Source organism: Tomitella biformata AHU 1821 (assembly GCF_000524475.1).
In the GTDB taxonomy this organism is placed as follows: domain Bacteria; phylum Actinomycetota; class Actinomycetes; order Mycobacteriales; family Mycobacteriaceae; genus Tomitella; species Tomitella biformata.
On sequence record NZ_BAVQ01000072.1, the window covers coordinates 158,954 to 175,029 of the forward strand.

The 16,076-nt window shown below is 66.1% G+C and carries 9 protein-coding genes (1 of these 9 cut by a window edge); 6 read left to right on the plus strand and 3 right to left on the minus strand.

What is annotated here, in order from left to right; all coding sequences use genetic code 11:
- The 4 genes from TBIF_RS17960 to TBIF_RS17980 form a co-directional block, all read left to right on the plus strand.
- Positions 1-7,758, plus strand: partial view of a non-ribosomal peptide synthase/polyketide synthase gene (locus tag TBIF_RS17960; protein WP_235174856.1) — the 3' end only. 26,109 nt of this gene lie to the left of the window's left edge; only the last 7,758 of its 33,867 coding nucleotides appear in the window; its start codon lies off the left edge, out of view; the stop codon is at positions 7,756-7,758.
- A 237-nt stretch (positions 7,759-7,995) separates the two neighbouring features.
- Positions 7,996-8,745, plus strand: a complete 750-nt coding sequence (locus TBIF_RS17970) for an alpha/beta hydrolase fold domain-containing protein (RefSeq protein ID WP_235174858.1) — start codon at positions 7,996-7,998, stop codon at positions 8,743-8,745.
- 436 nt (positions 8,746-9,181) lie between these two features.
- The gene (locus tag TBIF_RS25790) at positions 9,182-9,337 is read left to right on the plus strand and encodes a hypothetical protein (protein ID WP_158506368.1); all 156 of its coding nucleotides are present in this window, start codon (positions 9,182-9,184) and stop codon (positions 9,335-9,337) included.
- A gap of 530 nt (positions 9,338-9,867) precedes the next feature.
- Complete coding sequence (locus TBIF_RS17980; RefSeq protein WP_024796139.1) at positions 9,868-11,025, plus strand: hypothetical protein; 1,158 nt, start codon at positions 9,868-9,870, stop codon at positions 11,023-11,025.
- A 111-nt stretch (positions 11,026-11,136) separates the two neighbouring features.
- Here TBIF_RS17980 and TBIF_RS23915 read toward each other — a convergent pair whose 3' ends face one another.
- The 3 genes from TBIF_RS23915 to TBIF_RS23920 all read right to left on the minus strand — a co-directional run bounded on the left by TBIF_RS23915 (position 11,137) and on the right by TBIF_RS23920 (position 13,474).
- Positions 11,137-12,291, minus strand: a complete 1,155-nt coding sequence (locus tag TBIF_RS23915; RefSeq protein WP_024796140.1) for a hypothetical protein — start codon at positions 12,289-12,291, stop codon at positions 11,137-11,139.
- 188 nt (positions 12,292-12,479) lie between these two features.
- A complete protein-coding gene (locus TBIF_RS17990) occupies positions 12,480-12,725 on the minus strand; it encodes a WS/DGAT domain-containing protein (RefSeq protein ID WP_038171791.1) in 246 nt (81 codons plus the stop codon).
- Positions 12,722-13,474: a wax ester/triacylglycerol synthase domain-containing protein gene (locus TBIF_RS23920; protein WP_084611772.1), complete on the minus strand. Its 753-nt coding sequence runs from the start codon at positions 13,472-13,474 to the stop codon at positions 12,722-12,724. Before TBIF_RS23920 ends, TBIF_RS17990 begins: the two co-directional genes overlap by 4 nt.
- 238 nt (positions 13,475-13,712) lie before the next feature.
- On the opposite strand from TBIF_RS23920, the gene TBIF_RS25485 reads away from it, so the two are divergent.
- Both TBIF_RS25485 and TBIF_RS25490 read left to right on the plus strand, forming a co-directional pair.
- On the plus strand, positions 13,713-14,813 hold the full coding sequence (locus tag TBIF_RS25485) for an adenine nucleotide alpha hydrolase family protein (protein ID WP_148302322.1): 1,101 nt from the start codon (positions 13,713-13,715) through the stop codon (positions 14,811-14,813).
- Between the two features lie 45 nt (positions 14,814-14,858).
- A complete protein-coding gene (locus TBIF_RS25490; protein ID WP_148302323.1) occupies positions 14,859-16,025 on the plus strand; it encodes a hypothetical protein in 1,167 nt (388 codons plus the stop codon).
- Positions 16,026-16,076 lie beyond the last annotated feature (51 nt).

Genomic DNA, 16,076 nt, shown 5'->3' on the forward strand with positions numbered 1-16,076 from the left:
TTCGTCGCGATCGGGATCACCCGCTCGCTGGAGTCGATCCTCGCGCTGTGGGCGGTGGCCAAGACCGGCGCGGCCTTCATCCCCGTCGACCCCAACTACCCGGCCGACCGCGTCGCGCACATGCTCACGGACTCCGGCGCGGCGCACGGCGTCACGCTGGCCCAGCACCAGGACGCGCTGGCGGACTCGGCAGACTGGCTGGTCCTCGACGACCCGGCCGTGGCCGCCGCGCTGGCGGCGGCCCCCGCGGACGCGATCACGGACGCCGACCGGCGCGCGCTGGCCCAGGTCACCGACATCGCCTACGTCATCTACACCTCCGGGTCCACCGGCGTGCCGAAGGGCGTGGAGGTCACGCACACCGGCATCGCGAACATGGCGCGCGAGGCCGTCGAGACCTTCGGCCTGACGCCGAGCGCGCGAGTCCTGCACTTCGCGTCGCCGAGCTTCGACGCGTCGATCTTCGAGCTGTTGCTCGCCTTCTCCGGCGCGTCGACGATGGTCATCGCGCCCACGACGGTCTACGGCGGCGACGAGCTCGCGGCGGTGCTGGTCCGCGATCAGGTCAGCCACGCCTTCATCACCCCCGCGGCGCTGGCGTCCGTCGACCCCGTCGGCCTCGAGCAGCTGCGGGTGCTCGCGGTGGCCGGCGAGGCCTGCCCGCCCGAGCTGATGCAGCGCTGGGCCCCCGGCCGCGAAATGTTCAACCTGTACGGCCCCACCGAGGCCACCATCTGGACCACGACCAGCGGCCCGATGGACCCGGCCGAGCCGGTGCTGATCGGCGGCCCCGTCCGTGGCGTCAGCCTGCTGGTGCTGGACGACCGGCTGCGCCCGGTCCCGGTAGGCGTGGCCGGCGAGCTGTATGTGACAGGTCCCGCGCTGGCCCGCGGCTACCACGACCGCCCCTGGATGACGGCGGAGCGCTTCGTGGCGAACCCGTTCGCCGACGTCGCCGGCGAGCGGATGTACCGCACCGGCGACCTGGTCCGCTGGCTCCGAGGCGAGGACTCGGCCCTGGCGCTTGACTATGTGGGCCGCACCGACTTCCAGGTCAAGGTGCGCGGCTTCCGAGTCGAGCTGGGCGAGATCGACGCGGCGCTGTCCGCGCACCCGGAGATCGACTTCGCGGCCACGATCGGCCACACCCGGGACGATATCGGCCGCACGGCGCTGGTGTCCTACGTGCGCGCGGTCGACGGGTCCGCGGTGACGGCCGAGGCGCTGGCGGAGTTCGTCGGGCAGACGCTCCCGGCGTACATGGTGCCGTCGTCGATCATGCTGATCGACGAGATTCCGCTGACCGGCGCGGGCAAGCTCGACCGCAGGGCGCTGCCGGAGCCGGTGTTCGCGCTCGCGGAGCGGGCCTACCGCGCGCCGGGCACCGAGCTGGAGGCCGCGCTGGCGGAGCTCTACGCCGAGGTCCTCGGTGTGGAGCGTGTGGGCGTCGACGACTCCTTCTTCGCGCTGGGCGGCGACAGCATTGTGTCGATCCAACTGGTCTCGCGCGCCAAGGCCGCGGGCATCGTGTTCGCGGCGCGGGACGTGTTCGAGCGCAAATCCGTTGCGGCGCTGGCCGAGGTCGCGGGTTGGGCGGCGGACGAGGTCGAGGTGGTGCTCGACGAACTGCCCGGCGGCCCGGTGGGCACCCTGCCGGCGACCCCGATCATGCGCTGGCTGACCGAGAACGGCGGCGACTACACGCAGTTCTCCCAGGCCTCGTTCGTGACCCTGCCTGTGGGCGCGAGCCGAGACCGCCTGGCTCGCACCTTTGCGGCGCTGCTCGAGCGCCATGACGCGCTCCGCGCCCGGCTGACCCGGACTGCGGACGGCCCGTGGCTGCTCGACGTGCCCCCCGCGGGGACCGTGGCCGACGCCGACGCGCTGATCGAGCGCGTCCAGTTCGCGGACGCCCCCGGCACCGCGGAATTCGCGCGGCTCGCCACGCAGGCGCAGGACGACGCCGCGGCCCGGCTCGACCCGGCTGCCGGCGTGATGGTCCAGCTCGTCTGGTTCGACCCCGCGCCGAGCCTGCCGGCGCAGTCCGGCCGGCTGCTGGTGCTGGCGCACCACCTCGTGGTCGACGGCGTCTCCTGGCGGCTGATCCTGCCGGACCTCGCGACCGCGTGGGCGCAGGCCGAGGACGGCTCCACCCCCACCCTCGAGCGCGGCGGCACCTCGCTGCGCACGTGGTCCCACGCGCTGGGCGCCGCCGCGTCCGCGCCGGAGACCGCCGGGGAGCTCGAGTACTGGCGCGGCGTGCTGGACGGGCCGGACCCGGCCCTCGGCGCGCGGCCGTACGACGCGGCCGTCGACGTCGCGTCGACGCTTGAGCGCGTCGACATCGAGCTGCCGACCGCGGTCACGCAGGCGCTGCTGACCGCGGTGCCGGAGGTCTACCGCGGCGGCGTGAACGACGGTCTGCTGACCGCGCTGGCGCTCGCGGTGGCGCAGTGGCGGGCGCGTCGCGGCGTCGACGAGCAGACCGTGCTGATCAACCTCGAGGGCCACGGCCGCGAGGTAGAGGTGGTCCCCGGCGCGGACCTGTCCCGCACCGTCGGCTGGTTCACCTCCCTGTACCCCGTGCGGCTCGACGTGGCCGGCGCGGAGCACTCCGGCCTGGACCACTCTGTCCTGGACCTCGACGACGCTTTCACGGGCGGCCTCGCGACCGGCACGGCACTCAAGGCCGTGAAGGAGCAGCTGCTGGCGATCCCACGGCGCGGTATGGGCTTCGGCATGCTCCGCTACTCGGACATCCCCGCGGCCGCCGCGCTCGCGGGACCTGCCCCGCAGATCGGGTTCAACTACCTCGGCCGTGCGGGCGGCGGGGACCTGCCGGCGGAGTTCCGCGACTTCGGCTGGGTCCCAGACGGCGAGTCCGTCTCGCTCGGCGGCGCCATGGACGCGAGCATGCCCGCACCGGCGGTGCTGTCGATCAACGCGATCACCACGGACACGGCCGACGGCCCGGTCCTGTCGGCGAACTTCGCGTTCGCCACGGGGATCCTGGACGAGGCGGACGTGCGCGAGCTGGCGGGCCTGTGGCAGGACGCCGCGGCCGCGGTCGCCGCGCATGTCGCGACGCCGGCGGCCGGCGGCTTGACGCCGTCGGACCTCCCGCTGGTGCGGGTCGGCCAGCGCGGCATCGACGAGCTCGAGCGGCGCTACCCGACGGCGGCCGACATCTGGTCGCTCTCGCCGCTGCAGGCCGGCATGTACTTCCACTCGCAGCTCGCGGGGGAGTCCCTGGACGTCTACACCTCGCAGGTGGTCCTCGGCCTCGAGGGCACAGTGGACGCGGACCGGCTCCGCTCGGCGGCGCGCGCGCTGCTCCTGCGGCACCCGAACCTGCGGACGGCATTCACGAACGACGAGAACGGTGTCGCGGTCCAGGTCGTCGTCGACGATATCGACCCGCCCTGGCGCGAGGTCGACCTCACCGGCCTGCCCGCGGCGGAGCGCGCCGCGGAGCTGCGCCGGCTGACCGAGGAGAACCGCTACGCGCGATTCGAGATGGCGACGGCACCGCTGATGCGGTTCCTGCTGGTCAAGAGTGGCCCGGACACGTACCACCTCGCGGCGGCCAACCACCACATCCTGCTCGACGGCTGGTCGATGCCGCTGCTGATGAAGGACCTGTTATTCCTGTACGCGACCAGCGCGGACGCCTCCATGCTGCCGCGGGTGCGGCCGTACCGGGACTTCTTGTCGTGGCTGTCCGCGCAGGACGTTGCGGCGGGGCGCGCCGCGTGGCAGGCCGCGCTGGGCGGCATCGACAGTCCGACGATCGTGGCGCCGCAGGCCGCGGGAACCCCGCTGGCCGGCGAGTCCGGCCGGTACACGGTGGCTCTCGGCGCAGAGACAACGCGTCGCCTCTCGCAGCTCACCCGCGAGCACGGCGTCACGATGAACACCGTCGTGCAAGCGGCGTGGGGCCTGTCGCTGTCCGCGCTGACCGGACGCGACGACGTCGTGTTCGGCACCACCGTCTCCGGCCGCCCGCCGGAGCTGGGCGGCGTCGAATCGATGGTCGGCCTATTCATCAACACGATTCCGGTCCGCGTGCGGCTCGATCCCGAGGAGACGCTGCTCGGTCTGCTGGACCGCGTGCAGTCTGAGCAGGCGAGCCTGTTCGGCCACCACTACCTCGCGCTGAACCAGATTCAGCAGGCGGCGGGGGTCGGAGCATTGTTCGACACGCTGACGATCTTCGAGTCGTATCCGGTGGATGAGGCCGGGCTGTCGGCGCAGACGAACATCGACGGCATGCGGATCACGGCCGCGGAGATCTCGGACGCGTCGCACTTCCCGCTGACGCTGCTCGCCGAGGAGAGCCCGGAGCTCGATCTCAAGATCACCTACCGGCCGGAGATCTTCGACGGCCCGTTTATCGCGGAGTTCGCGGCCCGCCTGGCGGGTGTCCTGGACACGCTCGCGCTGCGCGGCGACACCGCCGTCGGCCGGCTCAACCTGCTGAGCGAGGCGGAGCGCGCGCTGGTGCTCGAGGGGTGGAACGACACGGCGAACGACGTGCCTCCCGCGACGGCCGTCGAGCTGCTTGCGGCGCAGGCGCTGCGGACCCCGGACGCGGTGGCCGTGGTGCACGAGGGCGGCCAGCGGACCTATGCCGAGTTCGCCGCCGACGTGCGGCGCCTCGCCGGGCACCTGCGGTCGAGCGGCGTGGGCGCGGGCTCGAACGTGGCCGTCTGCATGCGCAGATCGCTGGACCAGGTCACCGCCATCCACGCGGTGCTGGCGGCGGGCGCGGCCTATGTGCCCGTGGACCCGGAGCACCCGGCCGACCGCATCGCGCACGTCCTGGACTCCGCGCGGCCGGTCTGCACGCTGACCGTCGGATCCGACGCGGGCAGCCTGCCCGACGGCGTCCCCGCGATCTGCGTGGACGAGCTGGAGCTGGCCGAGCCCGCAGGCTGGGAGCCGCAGCGCGTGGAGCTGGACGGCACCGCGTATGTGCTGTTCACGTCGGGCTCGACGGGCCGGCCGAAGGGCGTCGAGGTCACCCATCGCGCGCTGGCGAATCAGCTGACGTGGATGCGGGAGCGGTTCGGCGTCACCGCGGACGACGTGCTGCTGCAGAAGACTCCGTTCACCTTCGACGCGTCGGTGTGGGAGCTGTTCCTGCCGCTGGTCACCGGCGGCACGCTGGTCATCGCCGCCCCCGAGGGCCACAAGGACCCGGAGTACATGGCCGCGGCGGTCGAGGCGCACGCGGTGACCGTCGTGCAGTTCGTGCCGTCGGTGCTGACGCTGTTCCTGCAGTCTGCGGGCAGCCGGGACCTGTCCTCGCTGCGGCTGGTGTTCGCCGGCGGCGAGCCGCTGGCCCCCGCGCTCGCGGAGCGGGTGCGGGAGGCGTCGGCCGCGAATTTGGTGAACCTCTACGGGCCGACGGAGGTGACGATTAACTCGGTCGCCACCGTCGTCGACCCGGCGCGGGCCGTGACCCCGATCGGCGTCCCGGTGTGGAACACCCAGGCCTACGTGCTCGACAGCCGGCTCCGGCCGGTGTCGATCGGCGCGGTCGGCGAGCTCTACCTTGCGGGCGAGCAGCTGGCCCGCGGCTACGCCGGACGTGCGGATCTCACGGCCGAGCGGTTCGTGGCCAACCCCTTCGGCGGCGCTGGCACGCGGATGTACCGCACCGGCGACCTGGTCCGCTGGGACCGCGACGGCCAGCTCGAGTACATCGGCCGCAGCGACTTCCAGGTGAAGCTGCGGGGGCTGCGCATCGAGCTCGGTGAGATCGAGAACGTGCTCGAGACGCATCCGCGGGTCGCGCAGTCCGTCGTCGTCGTGTCCGAGAGCCACCACGGCCAACAGCTTGTCGCGTATGTGACGGCATTGGGACAGGACCCGAGCCAGGCCGAGCTCACCGCCTTCGCGGGCGCCGAGCTGCCGGACTACATGGTGCCGGACGTGGTCATGGTGCTGGACCGGTTCCCGCTCGGGACCAGCGGCAAGGTCGACCGCGCTGCGCTGCCGGCGCCCGAGCTGGCGGCGGCCGCCGAGTACCGGGCGCCGCTGCCCGGCTCCGAGAGCACTCTCGCGGCCCTGTTCGCGGAGGTGCTCGGGGTGGAGCGGGTCGGCGCGGAGGACTCGTTCTTCGCGCTCGGCGGCGACAGCATCGTGTCGATGCAGCTGGTCGCGCGAGCACGCGCGGCGGGCGTCCCGTTCACCGCCCGCGATGTGTTCGAGCAGCGCACCGTCGCCGAGCTCGCCAAGGTCGTCGACGCGGGCTCCGGGCCCGTGCTCGAGGAGCTTGACGGCGGCGGCGTGGGCCTGGCGCCCGTGAACCCGGTGGTCGCCAAGATGCTGGAGCGCGGCGGCGACTACGACCGCTTCGTCATGCCGATTCTGTTGACCCTGCGCGCGGGCGTCACGGCGGACGAGGTGGCCCGCACGCTGCAGGCCGTCGTCGACCAGCACGACGTGCTGCGTGGCCGGCTTGCTCCGGCCGGCCCGGACGCCACAGCGGACGCACCTGAGCTGCGGGTGGACCCCGTCGGCACGGTCGACGTGCGCTCGTGGATCCGACGGGTGGACCTGGCGGACGTCGTCCCGGGCGGTTCCGAGTCCGACGAGTCTGCGTTCGCCGAGCTGGCGTCCGCCGAGCTCGACTCCGCGATCGACCGGGTCGACCCGCGCACCGGCGCGGCCGTGCAGGTCGTCTGGTTCGCGCCGGCCTCCGACGAGGTCGCGGGCCGGCTGCTGATTGTGCCGCACCACATCGTTGTCGACTCGGTGTCCTGGCAGATCCTGGTGCCGGACCTCGTGGTCGCCGGCGCCCAGATCGCGGAGGGCCAGGCGCCGCACTTGCAGCCCGTGGGCACCTCGATGCGGACGTGGGCGCACGGCCAGGTGGCAGCTGCGCAGGCTCCCGAGCGGTTGGCGGAGCTCGAGCATTGGCGTTCGACGCTGACCGGGTCGGACCCCCTGCTCGGCACGCGCGCGCTGGATCTGGCGACGGACCAGGTGCGCACGCTCGACAGGATGGAGATGCATCTGCCCGTGGAGCTCACGGAGTACCTGGTGAAGCAGATGCCGGCCGCCGTGGGCGTCGACACGGCCGACGTCCTCGTCGGCGCGTTGGCGATGGCGCTGGCCCGGTGGCGACGGGACCGGGGAGTCGACGAGACCGCTGCGCTGCTGACGCTGGAGGGCCACGGCCGCGAGGAGTCGGTTGTGCCCGGCGCGGACCTGTCCCGCACGGTGGGCTGGTTCACCTCCATGTACCCGGCGCGGGTAGATGTGCGCGACGCGGACCTGGACGCGGCCTTCGCCGGCGGGCCCGCGGCGCTCGACGCGCTCCGGTCCGTCCAAGGGGACCTCGCGGCCACCCCGGACCGCGGGATCGGCTACGGCATGCTGCGGTACCTCAACCCGCAGACGGCCGAGCGGATGCGGGAGTGGGACGAGCCGCAGATCGTGTTCAACTACCTCGGCCGCGTCGACGGGGGAGCGGCCGAGGCCAGGGCCGAGGCTGGAACCGTCGGCTGGCTGCCCGCGGGCGAGGAGCTCGCCCCGACCTTCTCCAGCGCGATGCCGGCCCAGGCCGTGCTCGACATCCAGTCGACGGTCCAGGAGACAGAGTCCGGACAGCGGTACTCGGCGTACGTCTCGTTCGTGCCGGCGATCCTCGACCGCGGCGACGTGGCGAAGCTGCTGGACCTGTGGACGCAGGCGATCTCAGCTGCTGCTCAGGCGGCGGGCCTACCTTCGAGGGGTGTGGCTGGCTGAGCGCGCGGGGTCGGAACAGGTGTGATTGGTCGAAGCAGATCTGGTAGGAGGTTTCTAGTGGGCCTGAGGCTGCCGCGGGGCAGTGTCGCTATGCGGATCGCCTACTGGGCGATGCGAGTGGTGCGGCGCGTCAAGCCGTCACGCGCGGCCGGGGGCATCGATCGGCTGGCGGGATCCGCGCGGGCAGCCAAGCCCGCCAGCTTGCCGCGATCGGTCAGTTGCGCCTGCACAGTGAAGGTGACGAGCTGGCAGGGCATGCCGGTGCACACGCTTTCACCAAGGGGCGCTGGTGGGGGAGCCGCGGGCGGCGGCAAACGGATGATGTTCCTGCACGGCGGCGGGTACACCACGCCGATCCACAGTGCCCACTGGAAACTAGCGGCGAAGATCGCGGTGCAGAACAACCTGACAGTCATCGTCCCCACGTTCGCGCTGGCCCCCGAGGGGAATGTTCAGGACGGCCTGGCCAGGCTGCTGGGCCTGTACCAGGACCTGATTCGCGACGGAAGCCCGGTGGACTACCTTGCGGGGGACTCCTCGGGCGGTGGCTTCGCCTACGCCTTCAGCCAGCGGATCCGCGACGAGGGCTTAGCGCTGCCGCGTCGAGTGTTCCTCTTCTCCCCGTGGCTCGACATCACGTTGGAGAATCCGGACATCGAGGCCCTCGCTCGCAAGGAGCCGATCCTCGACGTCCCCACCCTCCGCCGCTTTGGGCTGAAATGGGCTGGCGGAGACGATCCCAAGTCGAGTTCGGTGAGCCCGATCTTTGGTGACCTCACAGGACTCCCACCGGTACACATATTTATTGGCACCAAAGATATCTTCCTCGCGGATTGCCGGGCGCTGGTGCGGAAGGCCCGAGAGGTGAACGCGGATGTTTGGTTCTATGAGTATTTCGGAGCGTTCCACGTATTCATGTGGCTCGACTGGCTGCCGGAATCGCGGCACGTTTTCCGCGAGATCCGGAAGATCACACGGCAGGACTGATTAGGCAAGCCCCCAATTCCTATGTCGTCCAAACAGTCTAATTAGAGGAAGTGATTGGGGACGTATTGGATTGCCTCATACCGTGGGGGTGTCAGCGACGGGCAATCGAGAATCTCGCGACCGTATCGACGCGGCGGGTGGCGAGGACGGGTCGCGCAGGGTTCGTGTAGCGAGTCCGAGGGGCCTGGTGGCGTCTTGGCGGCGATTCGATGGTCGGGCACTCCCTCTTCTCTGTGTGTTGGATCATAGTTCCTGAATACAGTCGCCAGGCGGGCCGTGAAATCGGTCGATCGTCCATTAGCGCTGTCGATGCTGGTACCGGCGGTACACAGTGATTTGCGAGGTCAGCGGTGTGGGGGCTGGCGGATTGAGGGGGGCAATGCGGTGCGGCGCGATGCGCTGCCGAACGATGTTAGTTCGGCTAGCGTTCTGGGCCATGCGTAAAATTTTGGACTACTTTGGGATGCTGTTTCGGGCTGATGAGAAGGAGTTTGGCTTCTTTCTCGGACGGGGACGTCCGTCATCGAGCGACGTGGCGAATGATCCAGTCACGATCGAGCGGATCGACGGAGATGAAGTCTCCGAGCATTAGGGCTGGTCACCGACGGTGGCCGCAACCGGATCACGGCGGATGCATAGTCCGATAGAGGCGTGTCATCTGTGAGGCTTGCCGATGAGCCCTTGAGCGCCGGCGCCGTCGTCGAGCGATTTGCTGTCCGTCGGGCTGCCCGGCCTAAGCGGGAACGTTCTGTGCCATCGAGCAGGTCAGTCCGGGGGCTGTCTAACTCTATCCGTTTGGCGTCGAATGCGAACGTGCCGGGGGGCGGACGGAGGGATTGCTCCGCTGCCTCGTTCGGTGTCGACGATCATCTGAAATGGCAATAGGGCAATTGATATTTTGTCCGCGAAGCTAATCACTCCATTTTGGGATTATTCCACGGCGCGCTGCACAGGTGGAGTGCGAGGATTTCAATCTGGATGGCCGCTTCGAGAGGGTCTTGAATAGACGGCGGGGGAGCCGTATATTAAAGGGGAATGGTGGCGAGATTGTCGAGGCGGTTTCGCTTCGACGGTCGCTGTCCAATAGGGGGGCTCGTGGTAGATGTGATGACAGTGGATCCGATGGTGGGTACCGACTCTGAGGTGTCGGCGGTGCTGGCGATTGGCAAGAGGAAACGCGTCGCAAGAACCAGCGCGAACGTGCCGTTGGTCCAGAGTGCTACGCCGTGGTTGGCGCCGTCGGTGCTGGTGGCGATGCGCCATGAGGCCGACCTGGAGATCGCGGGTCCGGTGGACGAGATGGCGCTGGCTGGGGCGGAGCGGGCGCAGGCCGTGATGCACGGTTGGTACCCGGCTCAGATGCGCAGGGTTGCAGTCCGCGCCGATTCGGTGGAGGTGCCGGTATCGGCCGAGGGCCGAGGGGTGGGGTGCTTCTTCTCCGGAGGCGTGGACTCGTTCTACTCCGCGATCAAGCACTCGGATGAGATCACCCACCTGATCTTCATCCACGGGTTCGACATCGGCCTGAACAACGAGGATCTGGCGGATCGGACCCGCACGGCTCTGCGTGCCGCGGCCGCAGACCTGGGTAAGCCGCTCATCGAGGTTCGGACCAACCTGCGTCAGGTCCACACCGGGTTCGGGCTGGATTGGGAGGCGCATTCACACGGAAGCCTGCTCGCGCATGTTGCGCAGGTGCTGGGTGGTCAGCTGAGCAAGATCTACCTGCCCGCGTCGTTTCCCGCTACCGCGATGGTTCCCTATGCAACGCACCCGGACCTGGATCTGCACTGGTCCTCCACTGCGGTGGAGTTGGTGCACGACGGAGTGGAGGCGAGTCGGCCTCAGAAGGTCGCGGCTTTCGCTCACAACGACGCGGCTATGCGGAACCTGAGGGTCTGTTGGTACAACCGTGAGAACGACTACAACTGCGGGAAATGCGAGAAGTGCATCCGCACCATGATGAACATCAGGATCGCCGGGGCCAGCGGCCGTTGCTCAACCCTGCCGGCGGAGATCCCATGGGACCTGTACGCACGGACCTACATGACATCAGGCGGCATCGAGAGCGCGCAGGAGAACCTCGACGGGATGAGGGAGCTCGGCTATGACGACCCGCAGCTGGAGGCGGCGCTCCGGGGCGTTCTCGACCGCCCGCGCCTGACCAACGAGCTGCTGCATATGAGGAAGATAGCGGCGATCGCGCCCGCGTTCGCCGAGTTCCTCTGGACCCAGATGACCTCGGTGCGCGAGCGGCGGATGGCGCGGGCCACGCAGTGACATCGGCGTCCTGGGGACGCAGTTCGTAGCCGACACGGCAATGGCCCTCCGCAGGGGAGCACATCCTCTGCGGAGGGCCGTCCGTCCTGTCCGGTGCGTCACCGCGCCGTTCTAGATCCGTTTCAGGGCCTTGTCGCGAACCGTCATGGCGAGCACCTTGGCCGCGATTATGCTCTGGTAGTACATCGCCTTGGCCTTCTGCAGCGGGCCTCGATTCAGGGCCTTCACCAGCGCCGCCCGCAACTCGGGGTCGTCGACCCCCAGCTTGTCCATCGCGTCCAGGTTCTCGCGGACGAAGAACTTCCCGTTCACCTCGTCCATGATGACGCGCTCGAGCGATTTGATGGGGTCGATGTCCGGCATCGCGGTGCACCGGCCGACGGCCCCAGCGATCCGGAAGTTGATGACCGTGCGCACGCACTTCTCGCACTCACCGCAGTTCTGGATATCGTTTCGGTTCCAGAAGCACACGCGGAGGTGGCGCATAGCGGCCTCGTTGTCCTTGATCACCTCGCACTTCATCACCCGGTTCGACTCGAACCCGTCGTAGATCAGCTGGGTCGCAGTGCTGGACCAGTTGTGGTCCAGCTCAGGGTGGCTGCCGTAGGGTGCGAGATGGCCTACGGAATGGGAGGCGGGCACAAGGATTGAGTGGATGTGGTCCGACAGGAGCAGCGCGGTGTGCGCCAGCGCGACGCCGTGCCCAAGATCCCAGCCGTTGTGGTAGCCCTCGTAGAAGTTCCGGATGTTGGTGCGGATCTCGATGAGCTCCTTGCCGAGGTCCTTCGCGGCCGCGCGCAGCGCCTTCAGAGTGGTCTCGGCGTAGCGCTCGTTGCTGAGGAAGATGTCGAAGCCGTGCACCCACACGAGGTGGGTGACCTCGTCCAGGTTGCTCACCGTGGAATGGAAGGAGTCGACGCCGCCGCTGAAGAAGCAGCCGATCCCGCGGCCATCGGGCGCGTCGTCGGTGGTGGGCTCCGCGACTATCTCGACCTTGTGGAACTTCTCCGGCCACCACGACGTGATGAGGTCCTGCGCGGCAGAACTTCCGTTCAGCGCGGTGCTGTCCACCGGGCCGGCGAGCCGCAGCGGGACGTTCTTCTCCATCGCATAGGCGAGAGCAGGGGCGAGCCACGGCGTGTGTGTCTTGTTCAGGGAGACATTGGCGGTCTCCTCGATCACGAACCTCGTGGAGCCCCAGGAGATCTCCGCGCGCGCCTCGTTCTCCCCCGCGGGCAGTACCTTCAGCTGGACCATATCCGACATGAGACCATTCTCCGATCTGTGCGCCTTGCGGGAGGATTTCCCTTGCGGCGGCGTCAACAGCGGAGCTGGGGTCCGCGATCTAGCATTTTACGGTAACTAAATCCGTCATGCTCGTCGGGGTGTGATCCATTGCATATCGCGGGCCGATTCGGCATGGGCCAGATGAATTCTGGTGAAGGTGGCAGGCTCTATCCAGCTCCGCGAATTGACGCGGACAGCTCCTCGAAAGCGGTGCTCAGCAATGCCGAGTAATGGTCGGGATCGGGCATTCGCTCGGGGGTGGAGACGAAGGTGATCGTCACCTCGTCGCCCAACGACGCGATCATGTGGCAGAGATCCTCGTAGTTCTCCATCGCCAGCACCCCGAAGGCGGATGTAGAGTTGGCACCGAAGAAGTGCAGGTCAGCGGGACCTCGGGGCACGTTGGTGATCATGGTGTTGGCATACGGCGTGGTTGTCCCGGCGTCGGGCACGCGCGCAGTCTCTGGACCGGATCGGGCTCTTGAGTGTGCAGTTCCACGAACATCGGCAGAAATTGATTGACCGATTCGCCGGGGCGGTACTTCCGCATCGACATCGGGACTAGTGCCGCGAGGGACTGGTCGGGAAGTTCGTTAAGGGGACTTAAGTATTCGGACAATGCACGCGAGATGACGGTCATCATCAGATCGTTTAAGGTGGCGTCGGTTTGCGCCTTGATCGCACGGACCTCGCGGAGTGAGAAGTGAGCCACCCCGAATGTCCGGGACCCACTGATCCGGTGGTCGAATCGGGTGCGTGGACGCAGCCGGGTGGGAGGGACGAGGTCCCCGCGGCCGGCCGCGCGCTTCACCTCTCGGCTGGCGGCCAGCACATCCCGCGTGCCGGCGACGATCTTCCCGAATTGCGCCGGCAGGCCCGCCACGGCGTCGGCGAGCAGCGCGGCGGGGCCGGGGATGGGCTGAGCTCCGCTGTCGCTGGCGCTGTCGGCAGGCGCGGACACGTCGTCGGCGAACAGTTTGCGGGCGATCTCCACGATCGCGTCGGCCGGCAACCAGTCGACTTGGTGGACGCGGGTGAAGACGTCTAATTGCCATGGCGGCGTTGTGAGATCGAACCTGGCGCGGCTTGCCGGGCGCTGATGCATAAGGCACGCAAGACGCAGGCCGACGTGAGGTTCTACGAGTACCTCGGGGCGTTCCATGTTTTTATGTCGCTTGGCTCGCTGCCGGAGTCGCGGGATGTTTTTCGCAAGACTCACCAGGTTTCGACAGTGGATTTGACATCGACACGGACCAGCGAGGAAAATTACTGAGGAGATCTGGCACTAAATTTTCTACCAACGTTAGGCAAATCAAATAAATAAGATCACTAGTCTTAAGCCGCTTCCAGGGGCAGACCATGAAGTATCTGCGCTGATTTCGACGGGCAAGAAACGGCGGGTGGCTAAAACCAGCGCCAATGTGCCGTTGGATAAGACCTCAACGCCATGGTTGGCTGCATCCACGATTGTTGCGATGCGCCAGTCCGGCAATCTTGAGATCGCTGGCGTCGTGGACAAGATTGCTCTTGAAGGTGTTGGGTTCGCTCAAACTGTAATGAGCGGATGGTACCCAAAGGACATGTCAAAAATTGAAATTGACGCGCAAGATGTGGAGTCCCCGGAGCTAGTGGATTCGAGAGGCGTCGGGTGTTTCTTCTCCGGGGGCGTCGACTCATTCTATTCGACAGTCAAACATCTTGAGGAAATTACCCATCTGATTTTCATACACGGATTTGATATCAGCCTGGATAATGTCGACTTGGCTGAACGAACGCTGGCGGCCCTCCGAAAATCTGCCGCAGATCTGGGCAAGCCCCTTATTGAGGTGCGTACGAACTTGAGGCAGGTGCACGCCACGTTTGGTCTCGATTGGAAGGCTCACTCGCATGGTGCCCTGCTTGCACATGTGGCCCTACTTTTGTCGCCGCATCTGAGCCGAGTTTATGTGCCGGCTTCGGTTACCTCTGAGGACTATCCCCCATACGGGACACACCCTGACTTGGACCCACTTTGGTCTTCTTCTGGTGTTGAGATTATCCACGACGGCATCGATGCAACCCGCGCGCAGAAGGTTAAGGTATTCGCTGATAATGATGCGGCGATGGCTAATCTTCGAGTTTGTTGGTTCAACAAGGAGAACGACTACAACTGTGGGAAATGCGAAAAATGCATCCGAACTCTAATGAATATTAGGATTGCCGGCGCTAGTGGACGATGTTCGACATTGCCAGCGGAAGTGCCACTCGATATATTCTCTCGTACTTACCTCGACAAGAGTGCTAAAAAAAGTGCTATCGAGAACCTCACCGCAATGTCTGAGATGGGTTGGCAGGATCCGGAGTTGGAGGCGGCGCTCAAGTCTGCGGTCAATCGTCCGGTATTGACCAACGAGTTGTTTCATGCCCGAGATCTCGCATTACTGATACCGGAATTCGCCAAGTTCATGTGGTCTTGGGGCACTTCCTCCAGTAAGCGAAAGACCACAATGGCCTTGGATTAGTCAAGTTTCCCGTAGCTTGTAAATAGTCGATCATAGGACAAATATATGCTGGCAGAAATGTCGATTAGAACACTCCATTCTGATGCAGATGAGGCGAAGGCTGAGATCTCCTGGGGCAGTGATAAATTTACGGTGGAAGTGACCGCGAATGTCACTCTGAATAAGTCCTACACTCCATGGCTTGCGGTGGGGATAGCGCATGCCATGGAGAAGGATATCTCGATACTGCACCTTGACGGGCCGGTCGATGAGGAAGCTTTAAGCCTGAGTTCACCTGCACAGGAGCTAGTAAATTTGTGGTGGCCTGAGAGGTACCGCCATGTCAATATTGATGCGGCGGTCGCCGCCAACCCAGAATCTTTTCCGGCTGGACGTGGTATCGGTTGCTTCTTCAGTGGAGGGCTCGACTCTTTCTACTCGGCTATCAACAATCTAGATGACATTACACACCTCATCTGGGTGCATGGGTTTGATATCTACCTGAGTAACACAGAATATGCTGATGTTACACGTGACTCTATCCGCTTAGCGGCGAAGAGCCTCGGAAAGGAGTTGATCGAGCTCACGTCGAATGTTCGACACATTTACGATGGGAACGGTCGCGGCTGGACGCATTTAGGGCACGGCGTCGCACTGGCTCATGTTGCACATTTATTGTCCGATCATTTGCACACAGTGATTATTCCCGCCTCGTTTTCCACAGGGCACTTTATGCCGCATGGGACGCATCCTGAGTTAGATCATCTCTGGTCTGGAGGGGCGATGCGACTGGTTCATGATGGAGCAGACGCTGACCGGGTGATGAAGGCGAGAAGAATTAAAGATAATGTCACGGCTATGTCGTACCTGCGTGTCTGCTATTGGAATCGCACAGAATTCTACAACTGTGGGAAATGCGAGAAATGCGTACGGACAATTATCAACTTCCGCATAGCAGGCGGGGACGGCAAGTGCCTGACGTTGCCTCAGGTCGATCCAGTCAGGGCCCTGCGGGGAGTTGTTGTTAAGGAAAATAAAGTCCGCGAGAGCCTTGATGCACTGAAGGCGTCCGAAGTTCAGGACGTGGAGCTTGAAAGGGCGCTGGAAGAAGCGCTCGATCGTAAGACTTTGGCAAATTTGAAGGCACGATTGTTTGAGAGCATGCGAACGGGAAAGATCCTTATGCTCGTCATCCGCGGTAAAATTGTCAAGCGAACCCGGCCTGCGGCGTGAGGCGATTGAGAAGGATAGACGAGTAGATGGGACCCAAGCGGGGAGTAATCG

What these genes read in the sequence shown, in the direction of transcription:
- TBIF_RS25790 (WP_158506368.1), top strand. Translation starts at nt 9,182, where the DNA reads ATGCGTAAAATTTTGGACTACTTTGGGATGCTGTTTCGGGCTGATGAG.
- TBIF_RS17980 (WP_024796139.1), top strand. Translation starts at nt 9,868, where the DNA reads ATGGTGGGTACCGACTCTGAGGTGTCGGCGGTGCTGGCGATTGGCAAG.
- TBIF_RS23915 (WP_024796140.1), bottom strand. Translation starts at nt 12,291, where the DNA reads ATGTCGGATATGGTCCAGCTGAAGGTACTGCCCGCGGGGGAGAACGAG.
- TBIF_RS17990 (WP_038171791.1), bottom strand. Translation starts at nt 12,725, where the DNA reads ATGATCACCAACGTGCCCCGAGGTCCCGCTGACCTGCACTTCTTCGGT.
- TBIF_RS23920 (WP_084611772.1), bottom strand. Translation starts at nt 13,474, where the DNA reads ATGGAACGCCCCGAGGTACTCGTAGAACCTCACGTCGGCCTGCGTCTT.
- TBIF_RS25490 (WP_148302323.1), top strand. Translation starts at nt 14,859, where the DNA reads ATGCTGGCAGAAATGTCGATTAGAACACTCCATTCTGATGCAGATGAG.